Annotated in this window: 15 protein-coding genes; 2 read left to right on the top strand and 13 right to left on the bottom strand. The window is 46.7% G+C overall.

Features of this window, described 5'->3' with window-relative positions; all coding sequences use genetic code 11:
* Positions 1 to 62 precede the first annotated feature (62 nt).
* The 7 genes from AC1VYS_RS27275 to AC1VYS_RS27305 form a co-directional block, all read right to left on the bottom strand.
* A complete protein-coding gene (locus AC1VYS_RS27275) occupies positions 63 to 980 on the bottom strand; it encodes a helix-turn-helix transcriptional regulator (RefSeq protein WP_482915139.1) in 918 nt (305 codons plus the stop codon).
* A 201-nt stretch (positions 981 to 1,181) separates the two neighbouring features.
* Complete coding sequence (locus AC1VYS_RS27280; protein WP_482912243.1) at positions 1,182 to 2,591, bottom strand: MATE family efflux transporter; 1,410 nt, start codon at positions 2,589 to 2,591, stop codon at positions 1,182 to 1,184.
* 274 nt (positions 2,592 to 2,865) lie between these two features.
* Positions 2,866 to 3,747, bottom strand: coding sequence for a carbohydrate ABC transporter permease (locus AC1VYS_RS27285; RefSeq protein WP_482915140.1), 882 nt, complete (start codon positions 3,745 to 3,747; stop codon positions 2,866 to 2,868).
* 37 nt (positions 3,748 to 3,784) lie between these two features.
* Positions 3,785 to 4,666 (bottom strand): carbohydrate ABC transporter permease, encoded by an 882-nt coding sequence (locus AC1VYS_RS27290; protein ID WP_090921632.1) that lies wholly within the window; start codon positions 4,664 to 4,666, stop codon positions 3,785 to 3,787.
* A gap of 67 nt (positions 4,667 to 4,733) precedes the next feature.
* Positions 4,734 to 6,071 carry an extracellular solute-binding protein gene (locus tag AC1VYS_RS27295; RefSeq protein ID WP_482912244.1) on the bottom strand — a complete coding sequence of 446 codons (1,338 nt, stop codon included), beginning with the start codon at positions 6,069 to 6,071 and terminating at the stop codon, positions 4,734 to 4,736.
* A gap of 166 nt (positions 6,072 to 6,237) precedes the next feature.
* Entirely contained in the window at positions 6,238 to 7,026 is a 789-nt protein-coding gene (locus AC1VYS_RS27300; RefSeq protein WP_482912245.1) for a response regulator, read from the bottom strand.
* Positions 7,016 to 8,809: a cache domain-containing sensor histidine kinase gene (locus AC1VYS_RS27305; protein ID WP_482912246.1), complete on the bottom strand. Its 1,794-nt coding sequence runs from the start codon at positions 8,807 to 8,809 to the stop codon at positions 7,016 to 7,018. Before AC1VYS_RS27305 ends, AC1VYS_RS27300 begins: the two co-directional genes overlap by 11 nt.
* Positions 8,810 to 9,203: 394 nt before the next feature.
* On the opposite strand from AC1VYS_RS27305, the gene AC1VYS_RS27310 reads away from it, so the two are divergent.
* Positions 9,204 to 9,869 carry a hypothetical protein gene (locus AC1VYS_RS27310; RefSeq protein ID WP_482912247.1) on the top strand — a complete coding sequence of 222 codons (666 nt, stop codon included), beginning with the start codon at positions 9,204 to 9,206 and terminating at the stop codon, positions 9,867 to 9,869.
* A 118-nt stretch (positions 9,870 to 9,987) separates the two neighbouring features.
* Here the strand turns inward: AC1VYS_RS27310 and lspA are convergent, their stop codons facing one another.
* The gene (gene lspA / locus AC1VYS_RS27315; protein WP_482912248.1) at positions 9,988 to 10,470 is read right to left on the bottom strand and encodes a signal peptidase II; all 483 of its coding nucleotides are present in this window, start codon (positions 10,468 to 10,470) and stop codon (positions 9,988 to 9,990) included.
* Positions 10,471 to 10,700: 230 nt separating this feature from the next.
* On the opposite strand from lspA, the gene AC1VYS_RS27320 reads away from it, so the two are divergent.
* The gene (locus AC1VYS_RS27320) at positions 10,701 to 11,174 is read left to right on the top strand and encodes a heme-degrading domain-containing protein (RefSeq protein WP_482915141.1); all 474 of its coding nucleotides are present in this window, start codon (positions 10,701 to 10,703) and stop codon (positions 11,172 to 11,174) included.
* Between the two features lie 122 nt (positions 11,175 to 11,296).
* Here AC1VYS_RS27320 and AC1VYS_RS27325 read toward each other — a convergent pair whose 3' ends face one another.
* From AC1VYS_RS27325 to AC1VYS_RS27345, 5 genes are all read right to left on the bottom strand, one after another.
* Positions 11,297 to 12,274 (bottom strand): permease prefix domain 1-containing protein, encoded by a 978-nt coding sequence (locus AC1VYS_RS27325; protein WP_482912249.1) that lies wholly within the window; start codon positions 12,272 to 12,274, stop codon positions 11,297 to 11,299.
* 6 nt (positions 12,275 to 12,280) lie between these two features.
* Positions 12,281 to 12,607: a PadR family transcriptional regulator gene (locus AC1VYS_RS27330; RefSeq protein ID WP_482912250.1), complete on the bottom strand. Its 327-nt coding sequence runs from the start codon at positions 12,605 to 12,607 to the stop codon at positions 12,281 to 12,283.
* A 209-nt stretch (positions 12,608 to 12,816) separates the two neighbouring features.
* Entirely contained in the window at positions 12,817 to 13,764 is a 948-nt protein-coding gene (locus AC1VYS_RS27335; RefSeq protein ID WP_482912251.1) for a nucleoside hydrolase, read from the bottom strand.
* A 113-nt stretch (positions 13,765 to 13,877) separates the two neighbouring features.
* Entirely contained in the window at positions 13,878 to 14,282 is a 405-nt protein-coding gene (locus AC1VYS_RS27340) for a DUF350 domain-containing protein (RefSeq protein WP_482912252.1), read from the bottom strand.
* Positions 14,270 to 15,685, bottom strand: a complete 1,416-nt coding sequence (locus AC1VYS_RS27345) for a glutathionylspermidine synthase family protein (protein WP_482912253.1) — start codon at positions 15,683 to 15,685, stop codon at positions 14,270 to 14,272. The genes AC1VYS_RS27340 and AC1VYS_RS27345 overlap by 13 nt, the downstream gene beginning before the upstream one ends.
* Between the last annotated feature and the right edge of the window lie 54 nt (positions 15,686 to 15,739).

Here is a 15,739-nt window from a genome sequence, read left to right on the forward strand (position 1 = left end):
GATTCACATCGCAAAAAAAAAAAGGATTTCATCATATGATGAGATCCTTTAACTACTCTCCACTATTCCTCAAACGATAAATTTAAAGGCTCGTCCGCCATCTCATATTCTGTCTCCATATGTGTCAAAGGTGTATTCAAATCCACCTCTTCGAAGCGGAAGCTATCCACCCAAACCTTGCCTTTACCGTTTAATATCACTCCAAACGAAATCAATGCACTCTCTGCCGGTACATCAAGTACAATGCTGTACTGATTCCATGGCTTCGTGCCGGTGATTGGCCGATCATGCATATTATCAAATTGCAGCACATCGTGCACCTTATTATCCACGCGCATCCATAGTCCGCAGAAGGATTCCACACGATCGGTTTTGACAAAACCCGATAGCTTCATTCGTTTGCCCACATATTTATCTGCCCGGAACTGCTGCATCATCGTAGCAAACTCGTTCAGTTCCATGGGCGTAACAGCCTTCAAGTATCCTGAGGCTTTCCCTTGATGTACCTCTGCAGGATCAATGCCCATCTCATAGTTTTGAGGGTGACTCCCCGTTAACAACCAACCTTTAATTGACGTTGTAGAATTCATCTTGATTTCTCCTCCTCTGGTTTTTCCAGTGAATAATTTCAGATCAAATAATTTGCGATATCGCCCAGGCGGCATGCCATATATTTTGCGAAAAGCACGAGTAAATGCTTCCTGACTTTCAAATCCGCAAATGAGAGAAATGTCCAATATTCCCGCATCTGTGGAGCGCAATGCGATAGACGCAAGACTCATCCGCCGATGCCGAATGTAATCAACAACGGTCATACCCACCTCATTCCGGAAGACCCGGTGATAATGATAAGGTGATAACAATGCCTCGGAAGCTACCTCTTCCAGTCCAATCTCTTCATGCAGATGGTTCTCGATGTAGATCAAGCTGTTTTGAATCATCTCCTGATATCTGCTCAATTGAGGATGTCCCCCTTCCATATCCTTACTATACGTTTTAGCACAGGAGCCGTTTTGATCATTTTTGCGAAAATAAAAAAAGAAGAGCCAGACCAGGGACAACCATGTCCCTAACCGACTCTTCGTAGATACTGTTACTTTAGGCGAACCGAGACCACGCCAGTCCACCGTGTGACAGATTAACTGTTCTTTACTTTGATACTCCCAAAACCACAGGCGGGCTTATACTGCCGGAACCGGCTGTGCACTAACCTCTTCTTCATCATGCTCTACCAGCTCATGTTTCTCCCAAGCACGGCTCTTCCAGCGGAAGTACATGATGACTGCACGTGTCCATTCGTCTGCCGCGATAGCAAGCCACACGCCTGCCAGCCCCATATTCAACTGGAACACCAGCAGATAGCCAAGAGGCAAACTCATACATACCATGGAGATCAGCCCCATATAAACCGGGAACTTGGCATCCCCTGCTGCACGCAGAGAACCAATGATAACGATATTACACGTACGCCCGGTTTCAAGCACCAGACTGAGCAGCAACACCTGTGCTCCCAACCTGATAATCTCCGGATTTTCCGTAAAGATGCTCATCAGTGGCACGCGGAAAATAATAATAATCACGTCAATCACAACGGTAGCCAAGAGCGCCCATTTAACACTGTCGAATACACGTTTATACGCATCATCCTTGCGCCGAGCACCGACAAGCCTGCCAACAATGATGGACGTTCCCATGCCGATGGCCATACTGAACAGATAAATGTAGCTCGAAATATTACCTGCATACTGCTTGGTCGCCATCGCTTCCGCACCCAAATAAGTCACGTACAGCGTGAATACAAGCTGGCAAGAGTGATACACCATGGATTCCATCGCAGACGGAATACCGATGCGCAGAATTTTGCCAATGAAATTTTTGGACAATTTAATGTAATATTCAAAATCGACACGAACCTCGCTTACACGATACAAGAGCCAGAAGAAGATTAGCAAGCAGACGAAACGGCTACCTACCGTCGATATTGCTGCCCCTTCCACGCCCAGCTTCGGCAGGCCGAAATGGCCAAAGATCAGAGCATAGTTACCAATGACGTGAATGACGTTCATAAACACGGATACATACATCGTTTCCTTGGTATAACCATGTGTACGAATCGTTGCCGCCAGTGCATTAATGAGGGCCTGCAGGAAAATTCCGCCCCCGACAATACTTATATAGGAACGAGCATAATCGTAAATTTCACCTTGTATATTTAAAAGTGACAGCAGATGTCCACCAAACACCAGGAAGATCACACTCAGAATCAATCCAACCGCAAGATTAAGCGTAATTGCATTACCTGTAACCTGAGCTGCTTCTGTCAGCTTTTTCGAACCGATATATTGGGCTACAACGATGGCAGCGCCATGTCCAATAACTTCAAGTACAAGAATCGCAATCGAGATAATTTGGTTAGCCGCACCCACCCCGGAGACGGCATTATCCGATACCGAGCTAAGCATGAGCGTATCCACGCTCCCCATCAACATAAACAAAAAGAGTTCCAGGAATATAGGCCAAGTTAACCGAATCAGCTTCAGATCCTGGGCATCTGAACGGAGAGACTCTTTGGTCGAGGATATTGCTGTCATTTTCTCACCTTTCCAACGTTTGCTTTAATTCATAGGGTATGTTAGCACAGGTGGTTTGAAAATGCAGTAGTTTTGTGAAAATATTTGAAAGTTTTTTGAAATTCCAGAAATAGGTATTATATCATTTTCATAAAACCGATCTGGCTCCCCCTTTCGCATGGCGCTTTGTGAGGACTCCAAGACATACAAAACCCTTCCACCACGCATACCATGCGGTTAATGGAAGGGCTTGAATTTCTCTTACATTTAAAATCAACGAAGCACTGGCAAGCAATCATCCTTTGACCGAACCTGCAGCGATCCCTTCAACAATTCGTTCGCTCAGTACCAGGAACGCAATCAGAATCGGCAAGATGCTGATCATCAACGTTGCACCAATGGCACCCCAATCGGTGGTGTACTGCCCGATAAAGTTCTGTACCCCGACGGTTAGCGTTTTGTATGCATCCGAACTAATAAAGGTATTGACGAAAATAAATTCGTTCCAGTCATAGATCATATTAATGATCGCGGTTGTTGCAATGACCGAAGCCGTCATCGGCAGTACAATGCGGAAGAAGATACGGTTCACGGAGCAGCCGTCCATCACCGCTGCCTCCTCGACCTCTCTCGGAAGCGCATAATAGAATCCGAGCAGAATCATAATCGTAATCGGCATATTAAATGCAATGTAAGAGAGAATGACCGATAACGGATGATCCGTAAGATTCAATTTCAAAAAGAGGCTGAACAGCGGAATCAGCGTAGAATGCACCGGAATCATCAGACCCACCATGAACAGTCCGAGTACCAATGAACGTCCCTTCCAGCGCATGCGTGTGATTGCAAAGGTTACGAGACTTGCAAACAGCACCGTAAACACGACAGAAACGACCGTAATCCATACACTGTTGAAAAAGTATAAGCTGATGTTGCCTTCCGTCCATACCTTGACATAATTCTCCCAACGCGGCGTAGCCGGTAGTGCAAAAGGAGCCATGTCGAATACTTCCTGATTATTTTTGAGTGAAAATAACAGTAACCAGATTAAGGGCAAGATTTGAAGCAAAGCCACGAGAGACAGAAGCACATATAACAGGACGTATCCAACTCTTCTCATCCATACAGGACTATGACCTGTTTCCGGGCCCACGGGCAACCGAACAGCCGGTTCCATCTTCAATGGATAGACCTCCTTTCATTGTACGTATGCGTCAGGAATATTGAATTGTGTCTTTGGATGCCGTTGCCTTACGTAGTAGCCAGGTCACGACCAGACAGATTAGAAGCAGGAAGAACCCTACAGCACTGCCATATCCAAAGTCAAAACTGCGAAACGCCTGACGATACATGTAGGAGGCCATGACTTCACTGGAGCCATTCGGACCGCCATCTGTCATGACATAGATCAGATCAAAGTATTTGAGTGAACCGACCACGGCGAGTACAACGGTCACTTTGATCACTTCGGTAATGAGTGGCAACTTGATCCGGAAAGCAATCTGCCACGGGTTTGCACCATCAATACGCGCTGCCTCGATGAGTGATTCCGGGATATTTTTGAGTGCCGCGTAATAGATCAAAATATAGAAACCTGCATACTGCCACAGAATCGGCACGAACAACGCATACAGCACCAGTGATGGCTCCGCCAGCCAGGCTGGCGGATTGCTAAATCCGATGGCTTCCAGAAAGCTGTTCAGCACACCGTTGCTGGGGTGGTAGATCTTCAGCCATAACTGGGCAATCGCAACGGATGACAGCAACATTGGAATCAGATATATTTTGCGAAAAAAATTGGCGCCCTTGATCTTGCCTGACAGCACAAGTGCAATCATCAGATAACCGATGAGACTCAGTGCAGAGAACAAGGCTAATAAAAAGGTATGATTCGCACTTTGCCAGAACGTACTGTCCTGAAGCAATCTGGCATAGTTATCCAAACCAATAAACGTCATTGCTCCAATTCCATCCCATTGCATCAAACCGTAATAGCCCGTAAGTACAATGGGGATGTAGACCAGAACCAGGAGCAGAAGCAGCGCAGGAAGCACGTACAGTGCGGCCACCAGACGGTTCGACATGACTTTGTCCAAGATCAATTCCTCCCTTCAAACGTTACGTTCAACCATTCCTGTGGTGTAAGTGTAGGTGAGGTGTACATCAGTTTCCTTTGTCGATGGCTGCCTGATGATTCTTCACAAAGTCTTCCGGTGTAACTGCTTTGCCAAACAACGCCTGAATCATGTCCAGATGCGCCTGAGCGGCAGCCGGTTTCATCTGCACATCTGCAAAGAGGGTCAGGCTGCTAGCCTGATTCAGCTCGTTCAGCAGATCGATGTAAAGTTGCGGCAGCTGGACTGCAGCGGTATCCACTTTAGTTGCCGGAATGACGCCAGCTTCAGTCACCGAGCTTTCGCCCCATTTTTCCACAAAGTATTGAATGAATTTCTGTGCTTCGTCCTTCACTTTTGAGTTCTGAGCCGCAAACAATCCTACGCCCGGTCCGCCTACCCAGCTGTTAATGTCGCCTTTGCCGCCGTCAATCGTCGGGAATTTGAAAAATCCAACCTTATCTTTGAATTCCTGCGGAATGTCCGGGTTCGTTGTAAAGTTTGGCAATTCCCATGTACCCATCAGATACATGGCCGCTTTTTCATTCATGAATTCGGATTTGCCCTCATCGTTGGACAAGCCGTTAAAACCTTTGTTGAATGCATTCATATCCACCAGCTTCTGCACTTCAGCCGCAGCCTGTGTCAGCGCAGGATCGTCAAACTTGCCAGAGCCGTTAATGGCTTTCTCCAGTGCATCCCCGCCTACACGATTCGCCAGGTACATGTACCAGAGTGACCCCGTCCAGCGGTCCTTGTTGCCTAAGGCGATCGGTACTTCACCGTTATCGGTCAGCGTCTTCACCACGTTCAGGAATTCATCATAGGTGGCTGGTGTCTGCAAATTATATTTTTCAAAAATCGCTTTGTTGTAATAAATAGGCGAGATATTCAGCTCGATCGGCAGTGCATACGTTTTACCGTCTACCGCGTAAGCCTCGGTCGTTCCGGCGATAAACTTCTCGCCCAGATCCCCTTTCAGCAAATCATCGAGTGGTGCAAACAGGTTACCCTTCACATAAGGCTCCAAAAATCCCGCAGCCCAGGTTACGCCCACATCGGGAAGTTCATTGGAAGCAGACAGAATTTTCAGTTTGTTTTTGTATTGTTCATTCTCCAGCACTTCCTGCTTGATCGTCACATTTGGGTTATCGGTCTGATACTGCTGGATAATATCGTTCACCAGCTTGTTCTGTTGTGCCGAGCTGCCAGCTGGCCAGAGATGCATGAATTTCAGAGTAACTTTGCCATCTCCTCCACTGTCACCGCCGCTTGCATTACTACCGGATTCCTTGCCTGAACCAGAACCTGCATTGTTGCATCCCGTCAAAATGACAGCCAGAATCAGCGTCCATGACAGAATCATAGCCAGAGTCTTTTTATTCATATTTCCAACCCCCAATAGTGGAATTCCGGTTAATGTAACCGCTTTAACAAAATTGTAGCATGGGCACCTCTAGCCAATAAGGGTAGAATGATTTGGAAAAACTCCACTATTTTGAGTGTTTATTACCTGTTTTATTGGACGAGAGAATTTTTCTTAAACGGATATGTTAACTCTTTTCATTTACAGCATGACGATACTTGCTTGGACTGATGTCCTCCAGACTTTTGAATACCTTGATAAAATATTTATCGGTCTGGTAACCAACTCTCTCGGCAATTTCCGAGATGGGCAGGTTCGTCTGCACTAACAATTCCTTCGCTCGCTGTACCCGTTTGCGCATGAGATACTCACTGAAATTCAGTCCGACCTGCTCTTTGAACAAGACGCTAAAGTAACTGGAGTTCAAGTGCAGGGTATCCGCAAGCTCACGCATCGTCATCGGCTCACCCAGATGTGCTTCGATGTAAGTCAAAGCTTCTCCGATGGGTGTATCCTCCTGCTGCTCTCTCCGTTCCCGAATATCAACCAGCTTCGGATCGACCATTTCCTGCATCGTTTGAATACGCCGTTGCTGCTCATGAAGCTGAAGAGCCTTCTGTACGGTCTGAATCAGCTGCTCTTTATCAATCGGCTTGAGCAAATAATCGACCACGCCCAGCTTAATGGCCTGCTGAGCATAATTAAAATCCGCATACCCTGACATAATCAGAACCGCTGGTTTACTAGGGAAATTCTGGATGGCTTCCACCAGGGATAGACCGGAGAACTCTGGCATACGCACATCGGTAATCAGAAGATCTGCTGGCTGTCTCGCAAGCCATTCCCTGGCCTCCACACCACTCGCAGCCGTCTGAATTCGGTTCTTTCCGGCAGACCATGCCTCCAGTGTCTTGCGAATCCCTTCTCTAGTACGCGGTTCGTCGTCCACAATCAGAATCGTTCTCTCATGAATCATGTTCAGCCTCCGTTCCCCTCGGAATTTCGAATTGAATCACTGTTCCTGCTCCAGCTTCGCTATCGATCGAAAGTTGGGCACGGTCACCAAGCTTGCCGCCAAAGTACAGCCTGATACGTTGATGTACGTTAATCAACCCTACGCCGGTTCCTCTCCCATGAGCTACCGGATCACCATTGTTGAGTGCATGTCTAATGGTTTGAAGACGTTCCTCCTCTATACCCGGCCCAGTATCACGTACCTCGACACACACGAGACCTGTTATTGAGGAAGGATATACACCAATCTCTATCCTTCCGGGTTGTAATGTGCTCTCAATGCCATGCAAAACGGCGTTCTCTACCAGCGGCTGAATCAACAGCTTAGGCATCGGCGTGCTGCGCAACTCCTCGCTCATCCTGATCTCCCACTGCATTCTGTCGCCAAGCCGCATCTGCATAATGTTCAGATATCGCTCTACATGTTCAAGTTCATCCGCAATCGTCACCCATTCATCCTGATGGGGGCTGGAGATAATGTAGCGAAATAACCGAGACATCGCGATAACCATACTTGCCATCTCTTCCTCTCCTTTTTCCTCCAATGACCAATAGAACGCTTCTAATGTATTGAACAGAAAATGAGGATTAATCTGGGACTGCAAAGCCTTCATCTCGGCACGGGACTGCATAACTTCCTTCTCATGTACTACCTGTGTCAACTCATTTTGTCTGTAGACCATCTGGTTATACACATCATTCAGTTCATTGATCTCCAAGGTAGAGCTGACCATAAGATTAGGTCTCATTGCCCCCGGCTGTGCCCCGCGCATCGCCCGCATCAGCCGAATTAAAGGACGAGTAATCATTGTGGAGAGGAAGAAAGACATGATCAAAAAAAGGACAACGCCGATGACGCCGGATACGAGCAAAGCTGTTCTCAGAATCGATACGCCCTCAGTGGTTTCTCGCAGTGGTGTCAACACAGCCAGTGTCCAGCCTGTTAACTCGGATCGCTGCTTCACCACGATATAAGATTCCTTGCCGTTCTGAACAACCGATTCACCGTTCATCACCGCTTGAGGATCGAGATGCACCTCCAGATTGGAAGTCACCACTTCACCATCTCCGTCCAGCAGCATGATCGAATCCTGCGAGCCATCTGTCCCGTCCGAGTCATTGAGTTGAAAAAAACTGCGTTGCATACGCACGACCACGTATCCCCCATGCTCAAAGGAACGATCCAGTAAACTGATTCGCCGAACAGCCAGAAGAATGCTTGGATCGTCGGGATCAGAACCAGCCCACACCAAACGCCCCTTACCCTCATCTGCCTTGACAATCCAGCTCCGCTCCAGCCTATGACTTAAGGAGCGATCATCCATCGGAAAGATACGGCTATAATCCGTCGTGTAAATCTCCATGCTCTGTGCGCCATTAATAAAGGATTGGTAACTGCCTGCGATCTGTAGCAGTGCTTGTCGCTGATTAAAGGTGGCCTTCTGCCCCCGCTTCTCCTCACTCAGCAAACGTTGCACATAAGTATCATCTGCAACCTGAGCAGTCAACGAATTCACCTGAGCAATCAAGGCATCCAATCTGCCACTGGCCTGTACAGCAGTCTGGTGGATATGCTTCTCGGCATTGTTTTTCAACAAAGCAGCCACACGATCATAGGCTGTAATGCCTGCGAGCAATAGAACAATAAGCATGACCATTACAAAGCCGACGAAAATTTGATTACGGAGCGAGTTAAAATGCCTTGTTTTCCGCTGCAATGTCCAAGCGTCCTCCTCTTTCTGCATGTAAAAGAAACCACCATCTCACGCCCGTATGTTGCATAACGGGATACACTCGATGCCGGATTCATCTACGTTATTCTATTAAAGCAATATTGAAGCGCTTGCAAAATGAAAAAACAACCTCTCTTATGTTGCTTTTCCTTAGATCGGTTCCACTTTGTTTATCGATTAAATTAACCCATTCAAAATAACATAGTTTTGTTTGGGAATCAACGGATTTCAATTGATTTTCAATAGATTAGAACTAATAAGTGAAGGATATCGAGCAATAGAAGCTCTACACCCATAATACTCCTTAATATGTAATTATATATCATATTATGAAATACTCCATTATGATAGACAATATGACAAAACAATATCAAATACCTAACTTTCTAAGGAGATTCTTAATCTTATGAGAAAAATGAGCCAAAAAAATCTTATTATTATATTAGCGTTTGCTCTTGCAGCCTCTCTAGTTGCAAATGTTGTTGGGTATAATTCGAATAACGGAAAACTAAAAGACTATTTAAATCAACAATACAGTCAGGTGCTTTCAGATTACGAAAGCAGGATTCTTTCCACTTCAGATTCAATCTTATCAACTTTGCAGAGCGCTATAGATAAAAAGAAGATTAGTAAAGAGGAATTACTATTCTTATACAAGAGCTATGAAGAGTTACATCAAAATCAGATCCAATATGCAAACTATGTGCTTGTCTATAACTCTCCTGATGGAAAAAAAGCCTTTTCTCTGGACAAGGACGAACCTATTACTCTTAATTACCTTCCAGGTTTTGTCTATTTTAATTCAAGTAGAGCTATGTTTAAAAAACTTCTTCGCCAAAGTGAATCCGCTTCTGACTTAGCTTTAACTTCTAATTTAGAAAAGAGCCTAAAACTTGCAAATGAAATCGTTCAATCAAACACAGCCATTTATGAAAAATATATCAATGAAAATTTCGCTCAATTGTCAAACAAGGAGGCAATCATGACCCGGCTATACTTACAAAGGGATCTGACCACCTCGTCTGCAAAACTAGCCGATCTTGATGCAGAACTATCCAAATCATATGACTAACTCCTTTTAATAAAAGTCGCAATAACAAAAAGCCGAAGCAGGATTAACCTCTGCCTCGGCTCTTTTGCAACCATACATTAGAACATTTGTCACCAATCATTGGCTATATCCATCAACGTTACCCTTTAGGTAACGCATTACGCATACGCTTCTTCCGATATCCTTGGTATACACGGAGCAACATGCCGATAATGAGCATCACTACACCAATGTTAATTGCCACATCTGCCAGATTCAATATGCCCCGTCCCGACGGGAACACCAAAAAATCCGTCACACGAGCATAAACAAAGCGATCTATGGCGTTGCCAAGAGCACCGCCGACCATAAAGCCCGCCCCGGCCTGCATCCAGAATCCCCGTATCTCACCTTTGTGCCGATAATAGAGCATACCTGCGATAAACAGCACGGCAATGATCCCGAACAAACGTGCATTACCTTGAAACATGCTTCCGGCCATCCCGCTATTTTCATAATGCTGCAGCTGCATTCCTGAATCCCCAAGCCGCATCACTTCCCCAACCTTCATATACATCCGAACCGCAATTTTGGTACCCTGATCCACAAGCGTAACCAGCACCGCGATAAAATAAAACAGCATCGTTTTCCCCCTGCCCACCTGAGCCGCTCTTTATGTTCAATTGTAGAAATCTTCATAACCGTTCTCCTTACTCTACCACAGTGGTTATAACGTCTCCAAATGATCCGGTCTTGAGTCTCTTCTAACATTCAAAAAAGTATGTAATTCAGTGCGGGCAGGTAGAGCCGCGTCCTGCGTCGAATGTAGAGCTTCATCACACAAACGAAGGAGAGGTCTTTCATTTGAATTCGATGAATTCCGAAATCACGACAAGACTTGAGCAAATGCAGCAGGAAGAACAGGAACTGGTATGGAATACGTTTAACTCCGAAACAGCGCTACAACTCGGCCTGTATCTAGTTCAGGAAGCAAAGCGCCGCTCACAGGCCGTGACCATAGACATCACACTAAAGGGACATCGTCTCTTTTTGCATGCCATGGAAGGCACTCACCCCGATAATGAAAACTGGATTCGGCGCAAAAACAACGTGGTCAACCACTTCGGCTCCAGCTCTTGGCATACAGCCTTACAACTACGGAGCGAAAACAAAACATTGGAGCAGGATTATCAACTGCCTGACTCCGAGTATGTACTGGCAGGTGGAGCCTTTCCGCTGATCCTAAAAGAGGAAGGGCAGGTAGGGACGATCACGATATCGGGTCTGCCTGATGAGGAAGACCACGACCTCGTTACTACAGGCATTCGCTCATTTTTAGAGGGGTAACATACACTCCATACTCACAACTGCATTTTCTGGAACGTTTTGCACGTAAAAACCCGCTTTATATGATTGAATAAGGCGGGTTCAGTTTTTTAACTTTTCCGATCCAGAACGCAGTAAAGGAATCAGGATGGTTTTTTATTTTTCATAATGTGATACACGTTGCCAAAACTGCCGGAGAGAATACCAACGATCGGGAAAATTGCCCAGTTAATATCCCAGCGCTGGTAGACGAAACCCGTAAAGAGGAAGAACGCTGTCGCGAGTGGCCAAACCACAGCCTCAATGGCCCGCACTGCTCGTGCCTCTTCTCTCTTGGCTGCATTCAGATGCTGATCCTCAAGCAACGTCGTATAGGAACCCTGAATATTACCGTAATAGACAAACAAAAACACACCGATCCCCGCTGTCGCCAAGAGAGCCGACACACCGTAAGCCGCATACGTATCATTGACATAGGCCCCTGCAAAGATGAAAACAGGAGACAGGATGCACAGACACACGCCCGTAATAAGAGCCACACGATATGTGAGTGCAAAACTTGCCTTACTACGCTGAAGAATCATCAGAAGAGAACGGGGGAGCTGGAACCCCTTCTCCATATACTCAAACCGTCCCAGCTTCATACCGCTGTAGATGAACATGCCCACGGCAACAGCCACCAATACAAACATTCCACTCATGCCTAGCACAGAGCCAATGCCGAACGTACCTTGATCTGATGATGTACCCATGCTTTCGAACAATGTATCCATTAATATGAGAAAAGCTATTCCCGCTGAGGACAGCCACACGCCAAGCCCCGTCCAGAAACCTGCACTTCGCTTAGCCGCGAGATAGGCCTGAACCTCTTCTTCGGTCAGCACTGGATAGGTTTCCGTAGCATCCTCAGTCTGAATACCGAGCTCTTCCATCAGTTCCTCAATGTTGCCAAACTCAGAGATCACAATGCCAACCGCCTCATTCTCTGATCTTCCCTCCTGTTTTAATTCCAGATACTTATCTTCCATACCCGAAAGAAGCTCCTGTTTCATGCGCTCCACCTCAGGACTTCTCGGCAATCCCGCAAACATATTGTCCAGATACACCATTATTGTCTCCATGTCCGATCACAGCTCCTTAATAAACAGATTAACGACCTCTTGCGTAACCTTCCATTCCTCACATTTTTCTCTGTAATAGTCCAGGCCAGCTGGTGTGATTCGGTAATACGTGCGGCGTTTGCCCAGACTTTCATCCTGATAAAAAGATTCAATATATCCGTTTTTCTCTAAGCGGGTAAAGGCCGAATAGAGTGTAGTTTCCTTCATGACATACTTTTCATCTGTCAGCTGCCTGATGTTCTTGGAAATCTCGTATCCGTACGATTCTCCTTCAAGCAGCATGTAGAGGATCAGCGTATCATTATACCCCCGTATTACGTCACTGCTAATCACAAAAGGTATTCCCCCTCATTACTTCATCTGTCGTAGTAGTTTGAGTATAGCACAGTTACTACGACAGATGAAGTAGTTTAGTTAAAAATAGGAAAAATAAAAATCCGCACCTGGTTAGAGGTACGGATTTAAGAGCTGTAACCTTAGTCTACGCATGTTCTGTCGACCATTTAACAAACGGTTCTTCTGCTCTGCGTTTAACGATGCGATTACTGAATGGCAGTCAGCACATCCAGCAGCATGGACTTGAACTTCGGACGATCAATGGCTTCACAGACACGTACATTAGGCGCTTTACCAAAACGTCCGTTGATATCCACCACACTGTATCCTCGCGTCAATTCGCCTGCCGCTTCCACGTCGACGTAATAATGGCCCGACTTCGTCATGAGTGACTCATCTGCGGCAACCGCCATTAACAAAGTGTCGGGATGGGTTGTTCCGTTCAATTTATGTACCGATTTGTTGAATTGCATGACCACTTTATTGATTGCAATGAAGAAATCGGAACCCGAGGTACGGAGTGCTGCAATCTCTGCATGATCGTTATCATCCATAACGGAGTATTGAGTACACATCTCCCAGCCAACCATCGTAATCGGGATGCCTGCATGCAGTACAATTTTGGCCGCCTCCGGGTCCACATAGAAATTATACTCTGCCGCCGGCGTGATATTACCCAGTGCATTGTTCGTTCCGCCCATGATGTACAGATGAGCAATCTCAGGGATAATCGTTGGATCTTTCTGAATTGCCATCGCAATGTTCGTTAGCGGCGCAATGGCCAGCAGTTCAATCTCCCCTGGATGTGCATGCACTTTTTCAATAATAAAATCAACCGCATGCCCGCTCTCGGGACGCTGATCCGCCTTGGGGAAATGCGCGCCGCCCATCCCATCATCACCGTGCACGTCTTCCACCGTACGATGCTGAGCCTGACCATAAGACATGAGCGGACGCTCGCAACCTTTGTATACTGGAACCTTTCCGCCGTGTCCGGCAACCTGTACGGTGTACAATGCATTTTCAACCTCTTGGTCAAACTGCACGTTGCCACCTGTAATCGTAATACCTTCTACCTGAAAATGATGCAGTGCTGTCAAGATCGCAATCGTATCGTCTCCTGCTGTATCCGTATCAATGATGACTCTTCTCATGCTGCCGCGCTCCTTCTTCTGTATAATATTCGTTCTATATCCGCCAAACGACCCTCGTGTATATCACTATGTTTATTCAACGGACATATCTACGCGAAACGTCAGGGTTTATTTTACATCAAAAACGTACCAATGACGATGGAAACGCCGATGATCACGGAGCGTAACAACTGTGCTACCGCCATATTGCCACGCGCAATTTCGTCACAGACCTTTATTTTAGGCGTCAAGAAATCAAATATAATATAGACCAGACACAGAATAATGATACCAAGCACTGACCACAGTAGCATATCCACCCATGAGTGAGTCGAAAAGGACACCATGCCCACAATAATACAAAGTCCCAGCAGCTTACTTCCCATGTACATACCTGCGGCTTCATTTCCTTTTGCGATTTCTTCACTATCGTTATAACGAGTCAATTTGCTGAACGCAAAATACCCCACAATCAACACCACTAACAGAATGCCGATCCCCACCGCAACATTCACGAGGTTCAATCCTAGCTTTTCCATTCCTTCTCCTCCTCATCATCCATCGGTTCTCGCACAGCAGCGGCGCAATAATACGCCATATCTCCGGTTACCTTCTCCCCAACCCTGGGCAACATTCCGGCAAAACGTCCACCAATCACAAATACCCCAGTCAGCAAATAACCGCTGTATTCGCCATCCTCTGTCTGAATTACAGCCTGCTCCATCGGCACGAGTTGCTGATATACCTTGGGCTGGTTTTCGTAATAGGCGGCAACCTCTTCGTCCTCGTCTTCATCTTTATTAAGGAGTGTAGATCTGTCTGCCGTATTGGTGTTTTTATCCGTACCCGTATCTCTATTCGTATCCACGACATCCACCGGCTCTTGAACTTCGTTATGATCCAGCAAAAGTGTCCCCCGGCCCTCGCGCCCCCAATAGCTCTTGGCTACGTAAGGCACATCGCTCTGCTCAAACGGCTCCGCGGTGAAGTAGGTCGGCAGCAAATAACGTGAAATCATTTCCAACTCTGCCTCGTCAAAAAGCGTAAATCCGCAGTACTCGGGCGTCTGCTCATTCCTCTCGTACAGTGACCAGATCGCAGCCATAAAACCTTTGCTTTGCATCAGCACATGCTGGACAGGATTCATCAGGCCAAGCTGTCCTTCTCGTACCAGTTCAATCAAAGCTGCGCCAATGTCCACACCGGTCGTTTCGTCCCGATCCCCAATCAGGTATTCCAGCGGATACAGACGATACAACAAACGGATTTCGCGGCCCTGATGATACAGTGCCTCTCCTGGTACGATCTCAAGCTCCTCCAATGGGGCATACAACACCTCGTATCCGGCTTCACGACAGCGTTCCATAAGGTAGGCGGTGTTGGTTCGATCCTCCACATGATCGCCGTAAGAGGTGAATGTGACCGGCCCCTCCAGCCCTTGCTCGGCGTAAAAAGTTAACCAGGATTGGAAGCAATTCCGGATACGTGCATCCATATGTGCAGAAGGTGCAGACCATGCCTGATCCTCTGTCCGTCCGATCAGAATGCTTTCAAGTGCTGCCGATTCAGGGATACCTGTAGGCGTATCGGTGTTATTTTCAATACATTTCAGACCAGCTTCGCCAATAATCCAGTCCTGACGAGTGATCCCACCTGTGACAGCTTCCATGCGAGCTGCGGCGATCAACCCCGGGTGGATACCCAGAGGATGCTCCAAAAATGAATCCGGCATATAACGCTGAATAAAACGCATGACTTTGCTGTAAATCGCATCCACCGCCTCCGCCGCAGTGTGTAGCTCCTCCAGTTCATCCGGTGTATAAACCGTCAATGCGGGTACACAGTACTGTTTACCGTACATGCGATGATATGGGATCTGCTCTCCAGCTTTACCCGAGAAAATCTCCTCATGGCTGAACGGTAATGAGTACACTTCCCTCATCCTTCCAGCCTCCCTCGGATAATGCGGAGAATATTTGCCTGCTTCATGATGACA

The organism is Paenibacillus sp. G34, from assembly GCF_056856875.1.

Excerpts from the sequence above, each read along its gene's own strand:
- AC1VYS_RS27300 (WP_482912245.1), bottom strand. The coding sequence starts at position 7,026 with ATGATTCATGAGAGAACGATTCTGATTGTGGACGACGAACCGCGTACT.
- AC1VYS_RS27280 (WP_482912243.1), bottom strand. The coding sequence starts at position 2,591 with ATGACAGCAATATCCTCGACCAAAGAGTCTCTCCGTTCAGATGCCCAG.
- AC1VYS_RS27275 (WP_482915139.1), bottom strand. The coding sequence starts at position 980 with ATGGAAGGGGGACATCCTCAATTGAGCAGATATCAGGAGATGATTCAA.
- AC1VYS_RS27305 (WP_482912246.1), bottom strand. The coding sequence starts at position 8,809 with ATGCAGAAAGAGGAGGACGCTTGGACATTGCAGCGGAAAACAAGGCAT.
- AC1VYS_RS27295 (WP_482912244.1), bottom strand. The coding sequence starts at position 6,071 with ATGAATAAAAAGACTCTGGCTATGATTCTGTCATGGACGCTGATTCTG.
- AC1VYS_RS27320 (WP_482915141.1), top strand. The coding sequence starts at position 10,701 with ATGAATTCCGAAATCACGACAAGACTTGAGCAAATGCAGCAGGAAGAA.
- lspA (WP_482912248.1), bottom strand. The coding sequence starts at position 10,470 with ATGCTGTTTTATTTTATCGCGGTGCTGGTTACGCTTGTGGATCAGGGT.
- AC1VYS_RS27335 (WP_482912251.1), bottom strand. The coding sequence starts at position 13,764 with ATGAGAAGAGTCATCATTGATACGGATACAGCAGGAGACGATACGATT.
- AC1VYS_RS27325 (WP_482912249.1), bottom strand. The coding sequence starts at position 12,274 with ATGGAGACAATAATGGTGTATCTGGACAATATGTTTGCGGGATTGCCG.
- AC1VYS_RS27310 (WP_482912247.1), top strand. The coding sequence starts at position 9,204 with ATGAGAAAAATGAGCCAAAAAAATCTTATTATTATATTAGCGTTTGCT.
- AC1VYS_RS27345 (WP_482912253.1), bottom strand. The coding sequence starts at position 15,685 with ATGAGGGAAGTGTACTCATTACCGTTCAGCCATGAGGAGATTTTCTCG.
- AC1VYS_RS27340 (WP_482912252.1), bottom strand. The coding sequence starts at position 14,282 with ATGGAAAAGCTAGGATTGAACCTCGTGAATGTTGCGGTGGGGATCGGC.
- AC1VYS_RS27285 (WP_482915140.1), bottom strand. The coding sequence starts at position 3,747 with ATGGAACCGGCTGTTCGGTTGCCCGTGGGCCCGGAAACAGGTCATAGT.